The organism is Vibrio sp. YMD68 (assembly GCF_029958905.1).
Classification (GTDB): Bacteria; Pseudomonadota; Gammaproteobacteria; order Enterobacterales; family Vibrionaceae; genus Vibrio.
Map to the genome: position 1 here is coordinate 1870393 of NZ_CP124614.1, position 21641 is coordinate 1892033.

The 21641-nt window shown below is 44.4% G+C and carries 18 protein-coding genes; 11 read left to right on the forward strand and 7 right to left on the reverse strand.

The genetic code is table 11. From position 1 onward, the window contains the following. Window positions 1-74 precede the first annotated feature (74 nt). The 3 genes from pgsA to uvrY are packed head-to-tail and all read right to left on the reverse strand — an operon-like array spanning window position 75 to window position 3156. Entirely contained in the window at window positions 75-632 is a 558-nt protein-coding gene (pgsA, locus tag QF117_RS14585; RefSeq protein ID WP_017033559.1) for a CDP-diacylglycerol--glycerol-3-phosphate 3-phosphatidyltransferase, read from the reverse strand. Between the two features lie 47 nt (window positions 633-679). Next, window positions 680-2512: an excinuclease ABC subunit UvrC gene (uvrC, locus tag QF117_RS14590; protein ID WP_282386411.1), complete on the reverse strand. Its 1833-nt coding sequence runs from the start codon at window positions 2510-2512 to the stop codon at window positions 680-682. Next, entirely contained in the window at window positions 2512-3156 is a 645-nt protein-coding gene (gene uvrY, locus QF117_RS14595; protein WP_017033557.1) for a UvrY/SirA/GacA family response regulator transcription factor, read from the reverse strand. Before uvrY ends, uvrC begins: the two co-directional genes overlap by 1 nt. Before the next feature lie 374 nt (window positions 3157-3530). Here uvrY and QF117_RS14600 point away from each other — a divergent pair, with 374 nt between their 5' ends. From QF117_RS14600 to QF117_RS14610, 3 genes are all read left to right on the forward strand, one after another. Further along, window positions 3531-4016, forward strand: a complete 486-nt coding sequence (locus tag QF117_RS14600) for a DUF3015 domain-containing protein (RefSeq protein ID WP_282386414.1) — start codon at window positions 3531-3533, stop codon at window positions 4014-4016. 116 nt (window positions 4017-4132) lie between these two features. Then, window positions 4133-6016: a DUF4105 domain-containing protein gene (locus QF117_RS14605; protein WP_282386415.1), complete on the forward strand. Its 1884-nt coding sequence runs from the start codon at window positions 4133-4135 to the stop codon at window positions 6014-6016. Window positions 6017-6320: 304 nt separating this feature from the next. Then, window positions 6321-8684, forward strand: coding sequence for a DNA polymerase II (locus QF117_RS14610; RefSeq protein WP_282386416.1), 2364 nt, complete (start codon window positions 6321-6323; stop codon window positions 8682-8684). Between the two features lie 4 nt (window positions 8685-8688). On the opposite strand, the gene QF117_RS14615 is transcribed toward QF117_RS14610, so the two are convergent. Next, window positions 8689-10797 (reverse strand): EAL domain-containing protein, encoded by a 2109-nt coding sequence (locus QF117_RS14615; protein ID WP_282386417.1) that lies wholly within the window; start codon window positions 10795-10797, stop codon window positions 8689-8691. Window positions 10798-10992: 195 nt separating this feature from the next. Beyond that, complete coding sequence (locus QF117_RS14620; RefSeq protein WP_282386418.1) at window positions 10993-11760, reverse strand: nucleotidyltransferase domain-containing protein; 768 nt, start codon at window positions 11758-11760, stop codon at window positions 10993-10995. A gap of 131 nt (window positions 11761-11891) precedes the next feature. Here QF117_RS14620 and yeiP point away from each other — a divergent pair, with 131 nt between their 5' ends. Together yeiP and QF117_RS14630 are read left to right on the forward strand one after the other, a co-directional pair. Next, window positions 11892-12458, forward strand: coding sequence for an elongation factor P-like protein YeiP (gene yeiP / locus QF117_RS14625; RefSeq protein ID WP_282386420.1), 567 nt, complete (start codon window positions 11892-11894; stop codon window positions 12456-12458). Window positions 12459-12463: 5 nt separating this feature from the next. Further along, entirely contained in the window at window positions 12464-12793 is a 330-nt protein-coding gene (locus tag QF117_RS14630) for an HI1450 family dsDNA-mimic protein (RefSeq protein ID WP_017035349.1), read from the forward strand. An 87-nt stretch (window positions 12794-12880) separates the two neighbouring features. On the opposite strand, the gene yqfB is transcribed toward QF117_RS14630, so the two are convergent. Next, window positions 12881-13195 carry a N(4)-acetylcytidine aminohydrolase gene (gene yqfB / locus QF117_RS14635; RefSeq protein WP_282386422.1) on the reverse strand — a complete coding sequence of 105 codons (315 nt, stop codon included), beginning with the start codon at window positions 13193-13195 and terminating at the stop codon, window positions 12881-12883. Between the two features lie 214 nt (window positions 13196-13409). On the opposite strand from yqfB, the gene hutC reads away from it, so the two are divergent. The 6 genes from hutC to QF117_RS14665 all read left to right on the forward strand — a co-directional run bounded on the left by hutC (window position 13410) and on the right by QF117_RS14665 (window position 21001). Then, window positions 13410-14120, forward strand: a complete 711-nt coding sequence (gene hutC / locus QF117_RS14640; RefSeq protein WP_282386423.1) for a histidine utilization repressor — start codon at window positions 13410-13412, stop codon at window positions 14118-14120. Between the two features lie 110 nt (window positions 14121-14230). Beyond that, window positions 14231-15508: an imidazolonepropionase gene (gene hutI / locus QF117_RS14645; protein WP_282386424.1), complete on the forward strand. Its 1278-nt coding sequence runs from the start codon at window positions 14231-14233 to the stop codon at window positions 15506-15508. After that, window positions 15501-16547, forward strand: a complete 1047-nt coding sequence (gene hutG / locus QF117_RS14650) for a formimidoylglutamase (protein WP_282386425.1) — start codon at window positions 15501-15503, stop codon at window positions 16545-16547. The genes hutI and hutG overlap by 8 nt, the downstream gene beginning before the upstream one ends. A gap of 90 nt (window positions 16548-16637) precedes the next feature. Beyond that, entirely contained in the window at window positions 16638-18335 is a 1698-nt protein-coding gene (hutU, locus tag QF117_RS14655; RefSeq protein ID WP_282386427.1) for a urocanate hydratase, read from the forward strand. A 208-nt stretch (window positions 18336-18543) separates the two neighbouring features. Next, on the forward strand, window positions 18544-20079 hold the full coding sequence (hutH, locus tag QF117_RS14660) for a histidine ammonia-lyase (protein WP_282386429.1): 1536 nt from the start codon (window positions 18544-18546) through the stop codon (window positions 20077-20079). A 196-nt stretch (window positions 20080-20275) separates the two neighbouring features. Then, window positions 20276-21001 (forward strand): DUF3581 domain-containing protein, encoded by a 726-nt coding sequence (locus tag QF117_RS14665; protein WP_282386430.1) that lies wholly within the window; start codon window positions 20276-20278, stop codon window positions 20999-21001. A 135-nt stretch (window positions 21002-21136) separates the two neighbouring features. Here the strand turns inward: QF117_RS14665 and QF117_RS14670 are convergent, their stop codons facing one another. Then, window positions 21137-21598, reverse strand: coding sequence for an isoprenylcysteine carboxylmethyltransferase family protein (locus QF117_RS14670; protein WP_282386431.1), 462 nt, complete (start codon window positions 21596-21598; stop codon window positions 21137-21139). Window positions 21599-21641: the final 43 nt, after the last annotated feature.

Here is a 21641-nt window from a genome sequence, read left to right on the forward strand (position 1 = left end):
ACAAATCGTCATAAAATCAGATCTAAACTGTTGAAAATGGACTGCTAATAAAAAACGGGCTAACGCCCGTTTCTTCATTGATGTTCTTCGCTTAACAAATCGTCTTTGGCGGCCATCAAGTACTGAATCATTGACCAGAATGTCAGAATCATCGCGATATAAATAGCCGCATAACCTAACCAAACCATCCAATCATCGTGTTGCCATATCAGAACCCAAAGCGCAAACATCTGAAAGCCTGTTTTCACTTTACCAATCCAGGAAACCGCGACACTCGCTCGTTTACCGATTTCAGCCATCCACTCACGTAGTGCAGAGATAATGATTTCTCTGGCAATCATGGTTACTGCTGGAATGGTAATCCAAATGGTGTGGTAGTCATCAGTGATAAGGATAAGTGCCGTAGCCACCAACACTTTATCAGCAACGGGATCTATAAACGCACCAAAACGAGATGTTTGCCCTAATTTACGAGCTAACATGCCATCTAGCCAATCGGTAAAGCCAGCAACCCAAAAAATCATTGCGGCAGCAAAAGGCGCCCACGAGTAGGGAAGATAAAACGCTACGACGAAAACTGGAATGAGAAAAAGTCGTAGTAAAGACAAAATATTGGGAATATTAAAACGCATATTTTTAAAGCTCTTATTCATTGCGCGTTTATGTTGCGGGATTTTTGCTATTGTTTCAATGCTTGATAAATGTTTTCTGCCAAAGAATGACTCACACCCGGCACTTTGGCTATTTCTTCAACAGTTGCACGCTTTAGTTCTTGCAATCCTCCCATATACTTCAATAAAGCCTGACGACGCTTTGGCCCAACACCTTCGATACCTTCAAGTGAACTGGTTCGACGGGTTTTACCACGCTTTGCTCTGTGGCCGGCGATCGCATGATTATGACTCTCATCTCGTATGTGTTGCATTAAGTGCAATGCAGGTGCATCACTCGGCAAATGGAATTCTTCGCCCTCGGTGGTGATTAGGGTTTCTAAACCTGGCTTACGCGTTACCCCTTTCGCGATACCCAATAGCCTTGGCTGCTTAGGCCAATCTCCCCAATATTGGCTGATAATGTCCAATGCTCGGTTTAACTGCCCTTTCCCCCCATCAATAAAGATAATGTCTGGAATTTTGTCGACATCAAGTTGTTTTGAATATCGGCGTTCTAATACTTGCCCCATCGCTGCATAATCATCACCGCCAGTAATTCCCGAAATATTGTACCGACGATACTCTTGTTTAACCGGGCCTTCATGGTTGAACACCACGCACGATGCTATGGTGCTTTCGCCCATCGTGTGCGAAATATCAAAACATTCCATACGCGCGATATTATCGATATCCAACACTTCTCTCAGCGCCTTAAATCGCTGAGATATCGTCATTTTGTGGTTTATCTTAGTCGTAATTGCAGTTAGCGCATTGGTATTCGCTAGTTTTAGATAACGCCCTCTTGTACTGGTCGCATTCAAATGAAAATTCACTTTTCGACCCGCGATATTAGACAACGCTTCTTGCATGGGGGCGGTATCCGTAATTAAGTCGCCATTAAGGACAATTCTATTGGGCACAGAACGAGCTTCGTTATGGCTCAAGTAGTATTGACTTAAAAAGCTGTAGAACACCTCTTCTCTGACCGTATTATTCGGGATTTTAGGGAAATGGCTACGACTACCGAGTATTTTCCCCTGGCGTATCATCAATATATGAATACAGGCAATACCGTTCTCTTGGGCAAAACCAAGGACGTCCATATCATCCATACTGTCATCAGAAACAAACTGCTGCTCCTGAACGCGTCGAATCGCCTGGATTTGATCACGAAACTGGGCCGCATCTTCAAAACGAAGCTGTGTACTGGCTTGTTCCATTTTCTCGATCAGCAACTTTAAGACTTGTTGATCTCTCCCCTGCAAAAACAAACGAACGTAATCGACCAACTCGCCATATTCTTCTTCAGAAATAAGGCTAGAGACACATGGCCCCGCACAGCGGCCTATTTGGTACATTAAACATGGTCGAGTTCGATTTCCGTAAACCGTGTCTTCACACTGCCTGACAGGAAAGATTTTTTGCAGTAGATGGAGGGTTTCTCGGACAGCGCCTGAATCAGGGTAAGGCCCAAAATACTCACCTTTCTTTTTTTTAGCCCCTCGATGCATGGACAAACGCGGGTGTTTATGGGCGCTAATGAAGATATAGGGATAAGATTTATCATCGCGCAATAGCACATTATATTTAGGCAGATACTGCTTAATATAGTTGTGCTCAAGAATGAGCGCTTCTGTCTCAGTGTGGGTAATAGTAACGTCAATTTTGTCTATGTTAGAGACGAGCGCTTTGGTTTTCTCGCTATCAACGTTTTTTCTAAAGTAGCTGGCCAAGCGTTTCTTAAGATCTTTGGCCTTTCCAACATAAATGACAACAGCCTCGGTGTTATACATTCGATAAACACCGGGCTGATGGGTAACCGTTTTTAGAAAAGAAACAGAATCAAAAAGTTGGGGCACTATAGCGTCTCTGTATCGAGCATCCCGTGCCTTATCGCTAAGTGAGTCAGTTCAACGTCACCGCTAATGTCTAATTTACTAAACAGACGGTATCGGTAACTGTTGACTGTTTTAGGGCTCAAGCTCAATTGCTCGGAAATATCTGTAACCTTTTGACCTTTGGTGATCATCATCATGATCTGAAGCTCGCGCTCAGACAAATCAGCAAAAGGGTTCTCAGAGGCAGGTGAGAATTGACTTAGCGCCATCTGCTGTGCAATTGCGGGAGATATGTAGCGCTGTCCGCTATGAACAACACGAATGGCATTGACCATTTCATCTGGGCCAGCTCCTTTAGTCAAGTAACCTGCCGCTCCGGCTTGCATCACTTTCGTAGGAAACGGGTTCTCTGTATGCACGGTCAAAACAATGATTTTTATATCAGGATTAAAACGTATAATTTTCTTGGTTGCTTCTAGGCCACCAATACCAGGCATATTCATATCCATTAAAATGACATCAACATGATTGTTGCGACACCATTTTACAGCATCTTCACCGCTTTCAGCTTCCCCTGCTACGTTCATACCACGGACGTCTTCAATAATACGTCGTATCCCTGTGCGAACCAGCTCGTGATCATCTACAAGGAAAACATTTATCAAACTTGTATCTCCACACTTGTTAATCTTCTTGCAAACAACTCTGTGTGAGGTTTGCTATACAATTCGCTTAGTTTAACTCATTTTTGAGTCAAAACTCATAATGAATATGTGCGCAAATCCAAACTTTAGCAAGCAATTCTTGCCCAAATGGATAAGTAATCACTGTTATTTGTCTTCTGCGTCACCTGCTATTTGTCTTCTGTACAACCTGCCCTACCTCTCAATCCAACACTGTAATGTATTTGAATGAATCGATAAATTAAGCGAATGGTTGAAAATGCAACTGATTTCATTTATTTATAGGGCTGTAACAATTTATTGCTACAATGACCCCGTGAATATTTAACATCAAATCAATACGATAAGGATATACAATGAAAAAGCTTCTTGCAGTGGTTGCTCTAGCTTCGACTCTTCCTCTTTCTAACATTGCCATGGCTGATGCAGACGTAGGTTGTGGTTTAGGTACTATGATTTTTGACGGTAAATCAGGCAAAGTATTTAAAGTCCTAGCCGCGACGACTAACGGTACATCGGGTAACCAAACATTTGGTATTACTTTTGGAACTTTGGGCTGTGATGGTACTGGTACTATTAGCTCTGCACAAAAACTGGCGCTATTTATCGATGGGAACTTAGATAACTTGGCTCGTGATATCGCTAAGGGCGAGGGTGAAACACTGGCCACTCTATCGGAAGTTTGGGGAATTAAGCAGGCTGACAAAGCCGCTTTTAACACTCTAGCGCAAGAAAATTTCGCTGAAGTATTCCAATCTGAAAACGTCACCTCAGAAGAAGTGTTCGCAAACTTAAATACGTTAGTATCTCAAGATCAAACACTAGCTGATTACCGCATCTAGTTAAACAATACTAAGCCAAGTGCCCATCTAGGGCACTTTTTTATAGCTTTACCTATCGTTAGTCATTACTCTGACCATCATTAAGTATATGGATTATAAAACAATAGCGGTTAACAATGAATTTTTGGACTGTCGGTTTTTCACTAGCGATAAGCGTTAGTGCCACGTTTTGTACTTTCGCTCAAAGCTCTACAAATTCGTTAAGTGCCTCTTTTAACACCGATGAATTTAGCTTTTCTGAATTATCTCAACATCCCTACTGGTTGAAACTTGGGCATTATGTCGACAAGCCTTTACGGGGTTTACAAAGTGCGGTTGATAAAGATGAATTTTTCCTAGCCGTTGATGGCAAAGTCAATCCAGAAACAGAACTGATAGCGACCATCGAAAACCTATATAGCACAGACTCAGCAATCGCCCAACTCACCCAATGCCAATACCCCGCTCGGTACACTTGGCTTGAGTCGTTACACGGTAGAGAAGCGGTTCTACATTGCCCTGACCTTAAAAACTGGCTTGACGTGTTAGATCCAGAGGGAATGACACTCGTCTTCCCCACCGCTTTTATGAATGACCCTTCATCGATGTTTGGTCACACACTACTAAGAGTCGATGCAAAGGATCAAACACGCCACAAAGAGCTCGTCGCTTTTGCTATCAATTTTGCGGCGGAACCAGAAACCCAAGATAACCCGGCCCTTTACGCAATGCGAGGGCTTATTGGTAGCTACCCTGGTCGTTTTGCTGTAATGCCCTATTATCGGAAAGTTCGAGAATACAACGACATCGAGTCTCGAGACATTTGGGAATACAAGCTCAATTTCACTGAAAGTGAAGTAAATCGTGTGTTACTCCATTTGTGGGAAATGCAACGTGCTGAATTCGACTACTATTTCTTAGATGAGAACTGCTCATATCAACTGTTAGCGTTATTGGAACTCGCACGCGATGACTTATCACTCATTGCTGACTTCCCTCTTCAAGCTATCCCATCAGATACGGTTGAAGCGTTGGCAAAAAACGGGCTTCTTGATACGCCACGATATCGCGAAGCGTTTGGAACTCGATTACTACACCAAGCCAATAAGATTGATCAACGTTTATTTGATGCCTCAATTCGAGCCAAACAAGGAGAATTCCCGTCCGATGGCGAATTTGACGAAGATGAGCGTGCGGCCATATTAGAGTTCGCGTATGAGTGGTTAAATTTTGAGTTATACGAAGACGGTCTAGATCGTGATGCCAAAGCAAAGCAACTGACTCAACTTCTGTATCAGCGAAGCAGAATGAAAGTTGATTCACCTTTTTCTTCAGTGCCGGTGCCAAAGATATCACCAGAGCAAGGACACGCATCGGCCCGAGTAGGTTTAGGTCTGCAAACGAATAGTCACAGTCACGACAAAGCCACTTTTGAATGGCGTGCTGCGTATCATGATTTACTTGATTCTCAGGCTGGGTTTATTCCCGGTGCCCAGATCAGCTTTCTAGATACACAACTCAGTATTGATGAAGATTCAAACACCCGCCTCGACCGCTTGTATTTACTTGATGCAATGTCGCTGGCACCAAGTAATCGCATTTTCAACAGCTTGGCATGGAATGTTCGAGCGGGCTTCGACCGTAAGCCAAGTGTAGATAAACTCGCAGGGCGATGGTTTGGACAAGCTGGCGTGGGTAAAGCCTGGGGGCAAGCCGACAAGCTCCACGCGTATTCACTCCTATCGACAGAGTTGAGTGGTGGCCAACTAACCCAGTATGACGCCACTTTCGGTATTGGCGTGGAAGCGGGCTTATTGTATCAAATGGCCGACCAGCACCGAATTGGGTTACAAGGGCAATATTTAGCCCTCATTGATTCCAATGCCGAGCAAAACGCCAGCGCAACAGCGAGTTGGCACTGGACATTTAATCGGCATTGGGCATTACGCAGCCAAGTAAGCTACCAACATTGGACTAGAGAAGATACGTCAGCAAAACTGACCGCCTATCTCTATTACTAACATGTTTGAGCTAGGCTCTTCTATCTGCGGCATGTTTTAGCGTAGATGCTGAATGTTAATAGCTGGATTGTTATACGGTAACTTTGCTTCTTATTTCGCCATCGCTCTATCTCATGACTCTATCTGTTACTTGTTAGGTGGAATGTTTGTTACACTAGAGAGGCTACATAATGTAGCCTTTTTCTTTTTTTAGTCACTATTGTTTATATAAACATGGTGAGATAACCATTGTTTAGATCGCTTTATTTATTCAAGTAACTCTATTTATTATTTGTTCAGGTACTATATTTCGTGAGGCACGTTGTTGGCTATTAACCCAGGTTTTGTATTGACTCGCCAAGCACGTGATATCGTCGGCCAAACACAAATTGACTTATGGCTCAGTACTGAGCAGGGACCTGTTCAACTCATCGTCAAAGGCGAAAAATGCGTCTTTTTCATTGACGACAGTCAGCGTCAAAAAGTGATGTCGATTGCTTCCGACCTAAACATTTCCCTTGAAGTAAAACCCTTATCGCTCAAAAGCTTCGATGGTATTGACCTGGCAGCCTGTTACTGCGCAACAATACGTAATGCACATCAATTGAACGACGAACTAAAAAATCATGAGATTTTAACTTTAGAGTCAGACATCCGATTAACAGACCGTTTTTTAATGGAACGGTTCATCAAAGGAAGCATTGAATACACCGGTCAGATTCAAGCTATGCCGTCGTACACAAAAGTCACTCACGCCAAGTGTCGACAAGGTGACTATATTCCGAACCTCAATGTTGTCTCTTTAGATATTGAATGCTCAGAGAAAGGCATCCTCTACTCGATTGGATTAGACAGCAAGATGGACAGTCGCGTCATTATGATTGGCCAGAAAGAAGACAGTGAAACCCCAATTGAGTGGGTTGATAATGAGTCTGCGCTTTTACAGGCGCTACTTCGTTGGTTTGCTGAATTTGATCCTGACGTCATTATCGGGTGGAACGTTATTGATTTTGATTTTCGGCTTCTTCATAAAAGAGCCGAGTTCAACAAGATTAAATTGACGTTAGGTCGAGCTAGGCAAATGAGCCACTTCCGAACGTCAATGAGTACCCAGCAGAGCTTCATTACTATCCCTGGTCGCGTTGTCATGGATGGAATTGACACACTCAAAACCGCCACCTACCACTTTCGATCTTGGTCACTAGAATCCGTGTCTCAAGAAATGCTAGGAGAAGGCAAAAGCATTCATAATGTGCATGACCGTATGGATGAAATCAATCGAATGTTTCGCCAAGATAAACCCTCTTTGGCGAAATACAACTTACAAGATTGTGTTTTGGTTAACCGAATCTTTGAGAAAACCCATCTCATTGATTTTGCCATCGAGCGTTCTCGGCTAACCGGTGTTGAGCTTGACCGAATTGGCGGCTCTGTCGCTGCCTTCACTAATCTCTATTTGCCGCAGATACATCGTTCTGGCTATGTTGCTCCCAATCTAGAACCAGAGAACTGGCTCGCCAGCCCCGGCGGTTATGTGATGGACTCACAGCCAGGCCTTTATGACTCCGTATTGGTGCTCGACTTTAAAAGCCTTTACCCATCGATCATTCGCTCTTTTCTAATAGACCCAATGGGCCTAATTGAAGGGCTAAAACAAGAGATCGGAATCGGCAATGAACAAGCGGTTCCAGGTTTTCGTGGTGGTCAGTTTCATCGCTCTAAACACTTTCTTCCTCAAATGATTGAAGACCTGTGGAAAGCACGAGACCTCGCAAAAAAAAGGAACGACAAAGCTTTTTCTCAAGCGATTAAAATTATCATGAATTCATTTTATGGGGTGCTCGGATCGTCAGGTTGCCGATTTTTTGATACTCGACTGGCATCGAGTATTACCATGCGCGGTCACGAAATCATGAAAAAAACCAAGGTATTGATTGAAGCGGAAGGTTACCAAGTGATCTACGGTGACACAGACTCAACCTTTGTTTCCCTGAACAAGCAATGCAGCCAGAACGAGGCCGACCAGATAGGTCAAATGCTTGTGACAAAAATCAATGACTGGTGGGATAACCACCTCAAGTCAGAATATCAGCTCACTTCAATGTTAGAGCTGGAATACGAAACTCATTACCGAAAATTTCTCATGCCGACCATTCGCGGTGAGGAAAAAGGATCGAAGAAGCGTTACGCAGGATTAAAAGGTGAAGACGCCCAAGAGCAGATCATCTTTAAAGGGCTAGAAAGTGCCAGAACCGATTGGACGCCTCTGTCACAACAATTTCAGCAAAAACTTTACCAACTGATATTTCATGGTCAGTGTCCAAAACTGTACGTGAGACAATTTGTGGAAGCCACACTCGCAGGCCAATATGATGACCAACTCATTTACCAGAAGAGATTAAGACGTAAACTGCATGAATATCAAAAGAATGTGCCTCCTCAGGTGAGAGCTGCGCGTCTGGCTGATGAAGTGAACCAACAACTTGGGCGACCGTTGCAATACCAAAATAAAGGATTAATCGCGTATATCATTACAATCAATGGCCCGGAACCACAAGAGTATCGAAAAAGTGCCATTGATTACCAACACTATATTGATAAGCAGCTCAAACCTATTGGTGATGCAATCTTGCCTTTCATTGGCTTAGATTTCACTCGCCTTACTGAACCGCAACTCGGTCTATTTTAAAGTCTTAGCTGGCTGATACATCTTGTGCATTGTCTGGTGTGAGTTGTTCATTGAGCTGGCAATATTCCCTGTAACTTTGACTAGGAAGAGAGCGGCTATAATACCAACCTTGAACTGATATCGTATCACTTTTGGGAATGAAGCTAAGCTGTTCAAGGGTTTCAACCCCTTCTACCACGACTGAAATATCAAGCCTTGTCGCAATAGACAGGATGCTTGTAAAAACCTTTCTCCCCTTTTCGGAGCTTAGCGCTAGAACAAAAGAACGGTCTATCTTTATCGCATCAATACTAAATCGGTTCAGATAGCTTAAAGAAGAAAAGCCGGTACCAAAGTCGTCAATATAAACCTTTACGCCCAAGTTCTGTAACCGATTAAAAGACATCATCAGCTTCTGCTCATCCACCAGCAAAGTTTCTTCCGTAATTTCGATATTGATCTGGCTGGCGACGGGTTTGATCGCTTTTAATATTGGCGTCATCACATCTTCAGTCACTAATGTTTCGGGTGAAATATTGATGCTCACCGACGTCCGATTACCGCTTTTATTCCAAATCTGGATATCTTTCGCTACTTGTTTAAACACCCAGACATCAAGATCTTTCATTAACCCAGCTTCTTCAAGCCATGGGATAAAAGCGCCAGGATACACTAACTCTCCACTGCTTGATGTGGCCCTCACTAACGCTTCACACCCTACCACTTTACCCGTGAGCGAACAGATCTGGGGCTGATATTCCATACAAAACTCTTTATGACTTATGACCTCCAGTTGGTCCTCCAACGATTTCGCCTTTTTCTCTTCGCTTTGAGCGATCGCTATTGGGTCTTCACGGAGCGTTTCAGCCTCTTCTTGACGGCGCGTATAAGTGGTATCTAAGAAGGGGAAATCGATCTTTCGGTTCGCATAGACCTTATTGAGCCCTCGTACTGCAGGCAGATAAATCAAAGTACCAATCAATACATTAAAGAGTTGAAGGCCGAGCGCACCAACGTCGCCATTTGTCGATATCCAGGCATTAATTAATACCGGACTATTGAAAGGTACCGACACAACAGGCACCGATACCCATCCAGACTGAATCGCAAACATGGAGGTGCAGACGTTAACGATAGGCACCAATAGAAAGGGAAAAAACAGCCGAGGGTTAAAGATAATTGGAAGGCCAAACAACAAAATTTCATTTACGTTTATCAGACCAATGGGAATACTCGCTAGAGCAATAACCTGTAATGCTTTTTGTTCAGAAAACACCAGCAGTGCCACAACCAAAGAGAGCGTAGCACCACTTCCTCCAATGAACACAAACGATCCCATGAAAGATAGGTTCATAGGGTACGGTCCCGTACTCCCTGCTAAAAACGTAGAGTAACTTAAGTTGGTAGCTTCTTGTAAATAGTCAACCAAGGGGAGCAACGCGTAGTATCCGTGAATACCGATAAACCAAAGCGTCGAATTTAATGCCGCGAATACCATTCCAAATGTATAAGGCTCATTGGCATAATCTAGATAAACCGCTGACAATAAATGATTGCCCGTTAACCCGGTAAAAATCAGGCTGTTCACGACCATCACAATCACTCCGGTGATCGTGGCTGGTAGCACTAAGTTTAGGGATTCTTTAACAATCTTCCCACCACTGTTAGACCGAGTTATTTTCAAACTGCCTAATTTCAATAAACTGGCTAAAATCGGAGTGGCGTACAACGGCGTGATTATCGCGATAATAATATTAAACGTTTGTACTGATTGTTGATTAGGTAAGACTTCACCAATAACCACTAGGTAAAGTACAGACAGCAAGGCCACTGGCGGGCGTGGTAATTTCCACTGCATGGCTAACACATACGACAGAGCGGCTGTCATTAGAAAAGGGAAAAAACTCGCTATCGAACCATGAATAGCATATAGCGATGTTACCCACTCAGTCCTGCGACCAAAAACAAACTCGCCCATGCTGGCAAAGAAGAGAAAAAAGGAGGACAACATTAAACAGGGCAATAGCCAGATCATGCCTTCTCGAAGAGCAAGCAACGAGGGTGTTATAAACTTGAGACTAAAACCTTCAACCACATTCCATGTCGACTGGAGCCTCGTGACTATCATGCCCATCGTTTCCCTTAAACTTACTGGCCTTTTTATAATTTAGCACATATGGGGAAGTTTTCAGGGTTTTGGGTTCAAGGTTCAAGGTGCAGAATAATGATTGGAAAAGGTTTTGCGTCACATCCAGTAATTGAACAACTGAGAACAAGGTAATAAGTTCGTATTGGATGTAAAGATGCGCATGTAGCGAACAGAAAAGAGCTAACCGATTCGAAACTCGGTTTTTTTATACTGTTCGACGAGCCAATCGCCAAAGCTGTCCAGTATCCCGATCACCGAACGCTTTGGTATCACTCTTCCTGTCAATAATATCTTGAGTCTGTCTATCTCTGTTTTTTTCATTGGATAAAACCGCAGAAAGTGATCGCCACACTCAGAGGGGTCCTCCAGCCACAATTTGTCTCGGTACATGACCAAAGAATGGCTCGCGCGCAGTAATTTTTTGGCAATTATTTTCTGTGCTTTGGCTTGCTCTTGCGGTGAACTTGCTCGAGCGATTCGATTTCGATAAACCGCGACCCAGTCTTCAACATCCATATTCCAGTGCTTAGCGATTTCCCAGCTGGGTTCGTAGTCACCAAAGCATTCGGATAAATCGTCGCCGTAAATACACACCGAACAGTGTCTTAGCTGAAACCCCCATGAAAATATACTCTCCAATGTGGCGACTTCAGACAATAATGCCGTTTTTATGGAGACTTCGGTTATATGGCTAAAACTTTGTTGAAAACGCCATTTGATCGTATTGAGTAACGTCGTTCTCGTATCATTAAACGAGCGGTTCGTCACCACGATCACATCGAGATTTGATTGCCCAGGTTTTGCCGCCTTTCTTGCAACACTGCCATAGAGATAAACACTGTGGAGGTTTTCGCCCAACCCACCCCTTAAAAACTTCACTAAGTCGTTAACGGCGGCTTGATAGTCGATTTGGAAAGGTTGTTTCGGGTCAATTACAGAAAGAGTCATGAAAGGTATCAAATACGCTCAATTAAGGGGACTACCTTTATGATCTCTCAGAGAACGAATTCGATCAAGATATTCCTTCTTGCCACTTAATTGCTATAATGCCCCCAAACCAAATACAAAGGATCCCTCTGATGCCTAGAGCCAGTGAAATTAAAAAAGGGTTTGCTATTGAATCAAACGGCAAAACTCTACTTGTTAAAGAAATTGAAGTAACCACCCCTGGTGGCCGTGGCGGAACTAAGATCTACAAAATGCGTTGTACAGACCTATCCAATGGTGCTCGCGTTGATGAGCGTTTAAAAGCCGATGACGTTGTAGACACGGTTGAAATGTACAAGCGTCAGTCTACCTTTTCATACGTAGATGGTGATGAATACATCTTTATGGATAACGAAGACTATACCCAATATACCTTCAACAAGAGTGACATCGAAGATGATCTCATGTTCATCAATGAAGAGACTCAAGGTATGCATGTCGTTATCGTAAACGAAAAAGTTGCTGGGCTTGAGTTGCCATCAACGGTTGAGCTTGTTATCGAAGAAACGGATCCGTCAATCAAAGGCGCATCGGCATCGGCTCGTACTAAGCCAGCACGTTTCGCTACTGGCCTGTCTATTCAAGTACCAGAGTATATCGCTACAGGCGATCGCGTTATCGTTAATATTGCTGAACGCAAATACATGAGCCGAGCGTAACCCTTATGTCTGATGAGCAAAATCTGATCTCTTATGATGACGTAATCGATGCTGCCTACGACATTTTTCTTGAAATGGCACCCGATAACCTAGAGCCTGTTGATGTGATTCTATTTACAGCTCAATTTGAAGAACGTGGTGCAGCGGAGTTAGTTGAAACTGGCGAGGATTGGCCTGAGCACGTGGGCTTCGATGTCGATAAGGACGTTTACGCAGAAGTGCGAATTGGCCTTGTTGATGAAGACAGCGATGTTCTTGATGATGTCTTTGCTCGTATGCTAGTCAGCCGAGACCCAGACAATAAGTTCTGTCATATGCTTTGGAAGCGCGATTAATTCACGCTAAACCCACTCGCTTAAGAACGCCAAGCTGTTATTGATATACGCTTGGCGTTTTTTTATCGACTCACCAAATAAAAGCGATCAAACAAGGCGATAACTGATCACGTACAATTCCGTGATGCCGGGATAAATATCTTCAATCACACTTTTTAATTCATCCAGCGTCATATTCTCTTGCTTAGCATGAAAATCGGATAATTGGCTCAATAGAATCGGCTCCACAGACTGAATGTGTAACCGACAAAACCAACGCCCTTCTTCCAAGGTTTTAACATCAACCACACTTCCAACATGATAATCGCATTCGCTTTTATCTCGAATCGTGATGGTTTTCTTGCCCGATAAAATATCAGCTTCAAACCGTTCAAAAAATGTCATTTCAGTTGGGTAAGACATGCGTATTTCTCTGTAATTTTTCTTTCTTTGTCATTGGTGGATTGTACAACGAGAAACCGTCGGTTGATACACGCCTATGAGCTTTCTTCTTCCGTGCAAATGTCGAATGAATTTCTCAATAGAATAGTATGCTCGTCATATTTCATCACCTATGGTTTGCAATCACTCTGCAATTAACTCACTATTTGTATAGTCAATTATTCCGAGTCGTCTTATGAGTAACGTTCCTCTTTACATCCAGATCAAACACTTTATTTCTGAACAAATACAATCGGGGAACTGGCCTGTCGGGCATAGAATTACCACAGAAATCGAACTGACTAAACAATTTGATGTCAGCCGGATGACCGTTAATAAAGCCATTAGAGACTTGGTTAACGAAGGAAAACTACAACGTAAGCCACGAGCTGGGACGTTTGTTTGCGCAATCCCAGAAAAAGCACAGTCTCCGCTTTTAGACATACGAAATATCGCTGAAGAAGTCGCACAACGTGGTAAAAAATACCACAATCTCGTTGTGTCACAAACCTCAATCGAAGCTGATGAACGGATTGCCACACAACTCGGAACCATGCTAGGAAAAGAAGTTTATTTTAGTGAAATCATACACTTTGAAGACGATAAACCGATTCAACTAGAATTGAGATGGGTCAATCCACGTTATGTTCCGCAATATTTACAACAAGATTTCTCTGCCATCACGCCCAATCAATATCTTTCTGACAACTGCCCGCTCAATGCGATTGAGCATACGGTGGAAGCTATTTCACCAGAGGATAACGTCAAAACAGCATTAGCACTGACCACCAACGAACCCTGCCTATTGCTGCATAGACGCACCTGGAGTGAAGAGAACCTAGTCAGCACTGCTTTACTCTACCATCCAGCGTCAAAATACAAATTAAGCTCTAAGATTCTCATCTAATTGAGCACATCATACTAAATCATGATCACATTTTTGTAACATTCATCTTGTCAGTCTGCTCGAGTTGAACTATTAATTGTATATACATTTAATATTCATTGAGGCCGTTCATGACATCCGTTACCGATCTTACGCTTATCAATGCTCGTCTTGTGTCTATGACACCAGGTAATGAAGGCTACCAAGTCAGCACTGAAAAAGTCATCCAACTCGAAAACGGTAAGATCGCCTCAATTCAAGACCAGCGCGATTTATCCTCGGACAATTTGCTTTCAGGTAACCCAAACGGACACCATTCGACAATTGGCCCTATTTATGACTGTAAGCATAAGCTGGTCACGCCGGGGCTTATTGATGCTCATACTCATATCGTCTTTGCTGGCAATCGCTCAAACGAATTTGAAATGCGCCTTCAAGGCGTCCCTTATACCGAAATAGCGAACCAAGGCGGTGGCATTCTCGCTACCGTGGAAGCAACACGCAAAGCCACAGAAGAACAATTAATCGAGCTGGCTATTCCACGCGTGAAAGGAATCATAAACACTGGCGTTACCTCCGTTGAAGTGAAATCGGGCTACGGTTTGACATTAAATGATGAAGTGAAGATGTTACGCGCCGCCAAAGCTCTTGAACGTTATGTACCGATTAAAGTAGAGACCACATTACTCGCGGCGCACACGACTCCTCCGGAATACAAAGGAAAATCGGACCAATATATTGAACTCATCTGCCAAGAGATCATTCCTTTGGTCGCAGAAGAGAAACTCGCTTCATCCGTCGATGTTTTCTGTGAATCCATAGGGTTTGACCTCAAACAAACAGAACGACTTTTCCAGACGGCTCAACAGCACGGTTTACGCGTAAAAGGCCATACCGAGCAGCTATCGAACCTCGGAGGCAGTGCTCTCACCGCACGCTTTAATGGGCTGTCTGTGGATCATATTGAGTATCTCGACCTTGAGGGAGTAAAGGCGCTCGCCAACACCAAGACCGTTGCCACATTACTGCCCGGCGCATTTTATTTTCTGCGCGAGACACAGCGTCCTCCCATTCAACTGCTCCGAGATAATCGCATTCCCATGGCAATCGCCACGGATTTTAACCCTGGAACCTCACCGATCGCTGACTTGACGATGATGATGAACATGGGCTGCACTTTATTTGGCCTCACACCAGAAGAAGCCCTCCGAGGGGTGACCTGTCATGCCGCCCAAGCCATCGGGCATGAAACAACTCGAGGACAACTTCAATTAGGCTTCGACGCCGATTTAGCCATCTGGAACATCGCTCATCCCGCCGATCTCAGCTACCAAGTCGGCGTCCCTAATTTAGCGGCGCGTATCGTTAACGGCGCGTTATATCACCGTGAAGGGCATAACAATGACTAACCCACACACCGTTACTGATCACACATTCCACTGGCAAGGTCGACATGATGCCGAAGACGCAGATCTTGGTAAGCGCATTCATCATGTAGTGAAGAAAATGCAAGCTTATGATCTGAATACCACCGAAAATTTCGTCAGTATCTTAGGGTTTCCTAGCGATGCAGGCGTCGCAAGAAATAAAGGGCGAATTGGCGCGAAGAAAGCACCAAATTTGATTCGCCAGGCGTTAGCTAACATGGCCTGGCATAAAAACGTGTCGATTGTCGATTTGGGTAACGTCGCTTGTGAAGATGATCAACTCGAAGATAGCCAAGAGCAATGTGCGCAAGTGATTACCGCAGCCCTCGCCCACTCACCTGTGATTACGCTTGGAGGGGGGCATGAAGTCGCCTGGCCATCTTTCTTAGGGTTAGCCAACCACTTAAAAAATACCGCCCCCGAACTCAAACCCAAGATTGGAATCATTAACTTTGATGCGCATTTCGATCTTCGTGCTTTTGAAAGCAATCATGCTGACGTTAAACCCAGTTCTGGGACACCCTTTAATCAAATTAGTCGCTACTGTCAGAGCAACAACTGGGATTTTCACTACGCATGTTTGGGGGTGAGTCGCGCAAGTAATACAGCGGCACTCTTCAACACCGCCGATGAGCTTGGGGTTTGGTATGTGGAAGACCATCAGTTATCACCAATGAAGCACGATGCTCATCTTCCCCAGCTGCAACACTTTATCGACCAGTGCGACTACCTCTATTTAACGATTGATTTGGACGTGTTTCCAGCATCAACCGCACCAGGCGTCAGTGCCCCCGCCGCTCGCGGAGTCAGCTATGAATCCATCTCGTTATTGTTGGAGCGTATTCTTAATTGCCACAATAAGCTGATGATCGCTGATATAGCCGAATATAACCCGACGTATGACGTTGATAGCCAAACCGCGAGGTTAGCCGCAAGGCTTTGCTGGGATATGGCGAATGCGATGGCCGATAAGGTGACCAACATTAACGACAACGAAAGTATGCATAAACAGTTTACATAAGCAGTTCACATAAGCAGTTCACATAAACAGTTAGTGCAAATAAGAAAAATAGAACAAACCCCTATAACGTATAACAAAAGGAGCCTCAACATGACGGAACACCAGAGTGTAGATAAGCGTCTCGACACATCTCGAACTATTCGCTCACCACATGGTACGCAACTTCGTGCAAAATCGTGGTTAACTGAAGCGCCGCTTCGTATGTTAATGAATAACCTTGATCCCGATGTCGCTGAGCATCCCCATGCTTTGGTGGTTTATGGCGGTATCGGCAGAGCCGCTCGCAACTGGGAATGTTACGACAAAATCGTTGAAGTACTCGAACGACTCGAAGATGACCAAACCTTATTGGTTCAGTCGGGTAAACCTGTTGGGGTTTTTCCAACCCACAAAAATGCGCCTCGTGTCTTAATTGCAAACTCGAATCTTGTGCCCCACTGGGCGAATTGGGAACACTTCAATGAACTCGATAAACAAGGCTTAATGATGTACGGGCAAATGACGGCGGGGAGCTGGATCTATATTGGCTCTCAGGGCATTGTGCAAGGGACTTACGAAACGTTTGTCGCGATGGCAAAGCAGCACTTTAATGGTAATGCGAAAGGTAAGTGGATTCTAACCGGTGGCCTTGGTGGCATGGGGGGCGCGCAACCTCTAGCAGGGACCATGGCGGGTTATTCCATGATTGCCGTGGAATGTGATGAATCACGCATTGATTACCGACTTCGCACCGGCTACGTCGATAAGAAAGCCACCAGCCTCGATGAAGCAATGGCAATGATTCAAGAATCTGACGTGCCTATTTCCGTTGGTTTACTTGGGAATGCCGCAGACGTGTTCACTGAGTGCGTTGAGCGTAACATCACTCCAGATGTCGTTACCGACCAAACCTCAGCTCACGATCCTCTTAATGGTTATCTGCCTCAAGGCTGGAGCATGGACAAAGCGGCATCGGTTCGAAAAGACGATGAAGCGAAAGTTATCAAAGCGGCAAAACAATCCATGGCAATTCAAGTCACCGCCATGCTCGATTTACAAAAACGAGGCGCTGCGACGGTGGATTACGGCAACAACATTCGACAGATGGCACTCGAAGAAGGCGTAAACAACGCCTTTGATTTTCCGGGTTTTGTTCCTGCTTATATTCGACCTTTGTTCTGTGAAGGTATTGGGCCTTTCCGTTGGGCTGCGCTGTCTGGTGATCCTGAAGACATCTACAAAACTGATCAAAAAGTCAAAGAGCTTATTCCAGATAACCCTCAGCTTCATAACTGGCTTGATATGGCGCGCGAACGTATTCAGTTCCAAGGGTTACCCGCACGTATCTGTTGGGTCGGCCTAAAAGACCGTGAACGTTTAGGTCAAGCCTTTAATGAAATGGTTAAAACTGGCGAGCTTAAAGCGCCCGTCGTTATTGGCCGAGATCATCTAGATTCTGGCTCAGTGGCAAGCCCTAACCGAGAAACAGAAGGCATGATGGATGGTTCAGATGCGGTTTCAGATTGGCCACTGATGAACGCCCTGCTTAACACCGCTGGTGGTGCAACCTGGGTCTCACTTCACCATGGTGGTGGTGTTGGAATGGGGTTCTCTCAGCATTCTGGCATGGTCATTTGTTGTGATGGCAGTGAAGATGCGTCAGAACGAATAGCGCGAGTCCTGCATAACGACCCTGCGACGGGAGTCATGCGTCATGCTGATGCGGGATACGACATTGCAAAACAGTGCGCAGCGGAGCAAGGGTTAGACCTTCCAATGCTAAACGAAGAACTGAGCAAGCTTAGATAAGCGAACCGGTTTCTGCCAATTTCTATCGTTACTCGCTGCTTTGTGAAACTCTTAGTTTTTGAGAAGACGTATTTTTGAGACGACGTGTTTTTGAGAAGACGAGTTTGTAAAGCACTTATTGATAAAAGCATTTATTGATAAAACACGGGTTTATAAAAACAATCGGTGAGTAACGATTCAATAGAGAAGTATTAAAGGATCAATGAAGATGTTAAATCTATTGCTAAAGCCTGGACACATTAGCTTAAAAGAGCTGCGCCAAGTCAGTCGAACGCCCATTAACCTGGCGCTTAATCCAGATGCTATTCCTGACATTGAAGCCAGCACACGCGTTGTCGAGCAGGTTATCGCCGAAGATAGAACCGTGTATGGCATTAACACCGGTTTTGGCCTACTCGCCAACACACGTATTGCCCCTGAAGATTTAGAAACATTACAGCGAAGCATCGTACTTTCGCATGCGGCCGGCATTGGGAAATTAATGTCTGATGAAACCGTACGTTTGATGATGGTTCTGAAAATTAACAGCCTCGCCCGCGGCTATTCTGGAATACGTTTATCGGTGATCAATGCGTTAATCAAACTGGTCAACGCTCAAGTCTACCCTTGTGTTCCTCAAAAAGGCTCTGTCGGCGCATCGGGGGACTTGGCACCTTTAGCGCACATGAGCACCATCTTGCTCGGTGAAGGTGAAGCAAGGCACAATGGCAAAATCATTTCTGGTCTTGAAGCCTTAGCCATCGCAGGTATCACACCTATTACCCTGGCTCCCAAAGAAGGTCTCGCTCTTTTAAATGGCACACAAGCTTCTACCGCATTCGCTCTCGAAGGTTTGTTTGTGGCAGAAGATCTGTTTGCTTCAGCGACCGTATGCGGAGCCATGACTGTCGAAGCCGCTTTAGGAAGCAGACGCCCCTTTGACCCACGTATTCATCGTGTGCGAGGCCATAGAGGTCAAATGGACGCGGCAGAAGCGTATCGTCATCTACTTGATGTGAGCAGCGAGTTAGGTGATTCCCATACCGGCTGTGAAAAAGTGCAAGACCCTTATTCTTTGCGTTGCCAGCCGCAAGTCATGGGGGCTTGTCTACAACAGATGAGAAATGCTGCATCCATATTGGAAATTGAAGCGAATTCAGTATCGGATAACCCCCTTGTATTCGCTGAAGATGGCGACATTATTTCAGGCGGTAACTTTCATGCAGAGCCGGTTGCAATGGCCGCAGATAATCTCGCGCTTGCCATCGCCGAGATTGGAAGCTTATCAGAAAGAAGAATGGCACTGCTGATTGACAGTGCACTCAGCAAACTGCCTCCTTTCTTAGTGGACAATGGCGGGGTAAATTCAGGGTTTATGATCGCTCAAGTTACCGCGGCCGCGCTAGCCAGTGAAAATAAATCCCTTGCGCATCCAGCGTCTGTCGACAGTTTACCGACCTCGGCAAACCAGGAAGACCATGTATCGATGGCGACATTTGCGGCCAGAAGGCTTAGATATATGGCTGAAAACACCCGTGGAATATTGGCGGTTGAATACTTGTCGGCCGCGCAAGGGTTGGATTTCCGTGCTCCGTTAAAGTCTTCGCCACGGGTTGAAGAAGCAAAAGCAATGCTGCGCGAAAAAGTGTCTTTCTATGACAAAGATCGTTACTTCGCTCCAGATATTGAGCAAGCTAATGCATTGCTAAAACTCGCCATTCATAACCACTTAATGCCAGACCAACTGTTTAACAGTTACTCGTAGTGACAGTAATCAGTATTGACCGTTTCAGTATTGACCGTTTTTAGTATTGACTGTGCATAGGCCCATCATTCATTGGTGGGCCTTCTCTTTTTGTTTTACTCAATTGCTCGTCTATTCAACACTACGTACTGGATGGACCATTAAAAATGCGTTTCCCTGTATAATCTTCCCCAGTTTTCACTACCCAATGTAGATTATGTTTCTAACTTCTTTTGTTTCAGTACAAGACCATCAATTCACGTTCACTCGCGAGCAAGCAAGCCACTTTGCTAAAAAAGTCGCTGGTGATTTTAACCCTCTTCATGACGAAGATAACAAACGCTTTTGTGTTCCTGGCGACCTACTTTTTGCAGTCTTGCTTCAAAAAGAAGGCATCAGCAAAAAGATGCGCTTTGACTTCTCAGGGATGGTTAACGACGGTATAGCACTGAGTATTGAAAACAAATGTGAGAAAGAAAGCGCTCTCGTTGACGAAAAAGGCAAAGAATACCTTCACATGAACCGCGAAGGCGATGTGAGTCATGATGCCGCGTTCATCGAGCACGTTGTTACAAACTACGTTCAATTCTCTGGTATGAACTTCCCTCACATCATGGTTCCACTGATGGAAGAGCAACAGATGATGATTAACTGTCAGCGTCCGTTAGTCATCTATGAAAGCATGGAAGTTGAATTTGATCGCCTCGATTTGACACACCCTGAAGTAGAGTTTACCGGTGCTACGTTTGATGTCGATGGAAAGCGTGGCGTGGTGACACTAAACTTTGCCTTTAAAGAAGATGGTATCGTTGTAGGCAAAGGCGTGAAACGCATGCTAGCCAGTGGACTAAAACCTTACGATCAAGATTCCGTTGATGACCTGGTTAACCGTTTTAATGAACGTAAGGACATGTTTTTAGAGAAGTTTGCTACAGCGGCTTAACCTTTTCGCCTCATTTTCTTATCTCATTCTCTTATTTAATGAGTTCAGATATTCCGCTTAGAGAATGAGAAATACAGATCAATATGAAACACCCGCTCAGTCAGCGGGTGTTTTTGATTTTTCGCTTTCATCCCATCAAATCCAGCGTCTAACGCTCTGTTTATAATCTACGTACTCAGCACCAAACAGCCGCTCTAATGCTTTCTCTTCTGGTTGTATCTGGAAACGGTTCATATACACGATAAAGAAAACACTAAGGGAAAGACTCAGTCCATTTTGCAACCAATACCCCACTCCAAACAAAAGAATGAAAAGCCCTAAATACATGGGGTTACGCGTATAAGCAAAGATACCGCTATTCACAACCAAAGAAGCGGTTTCAGGCTTCACAGGGTTCACCGTTGTCTTTACTCGGCGAAATTCTCGAATGCCCAGTAGCCCAACGATCCCCGAAGCGATAAAACACACTAAAAACACCAGCCAGGTGAAAGGGAAAATAATGTGCGCGAACATCAGATTCTCTGCTGCAAAATTCATCAGAAGAATAACGATAACAAACACCGCTACCGGTGGGATTTTGAGCTCCAATCTGTCCATTTCGATCCTCATTTTATTATTAGACGGCCTCAATGACGAACTT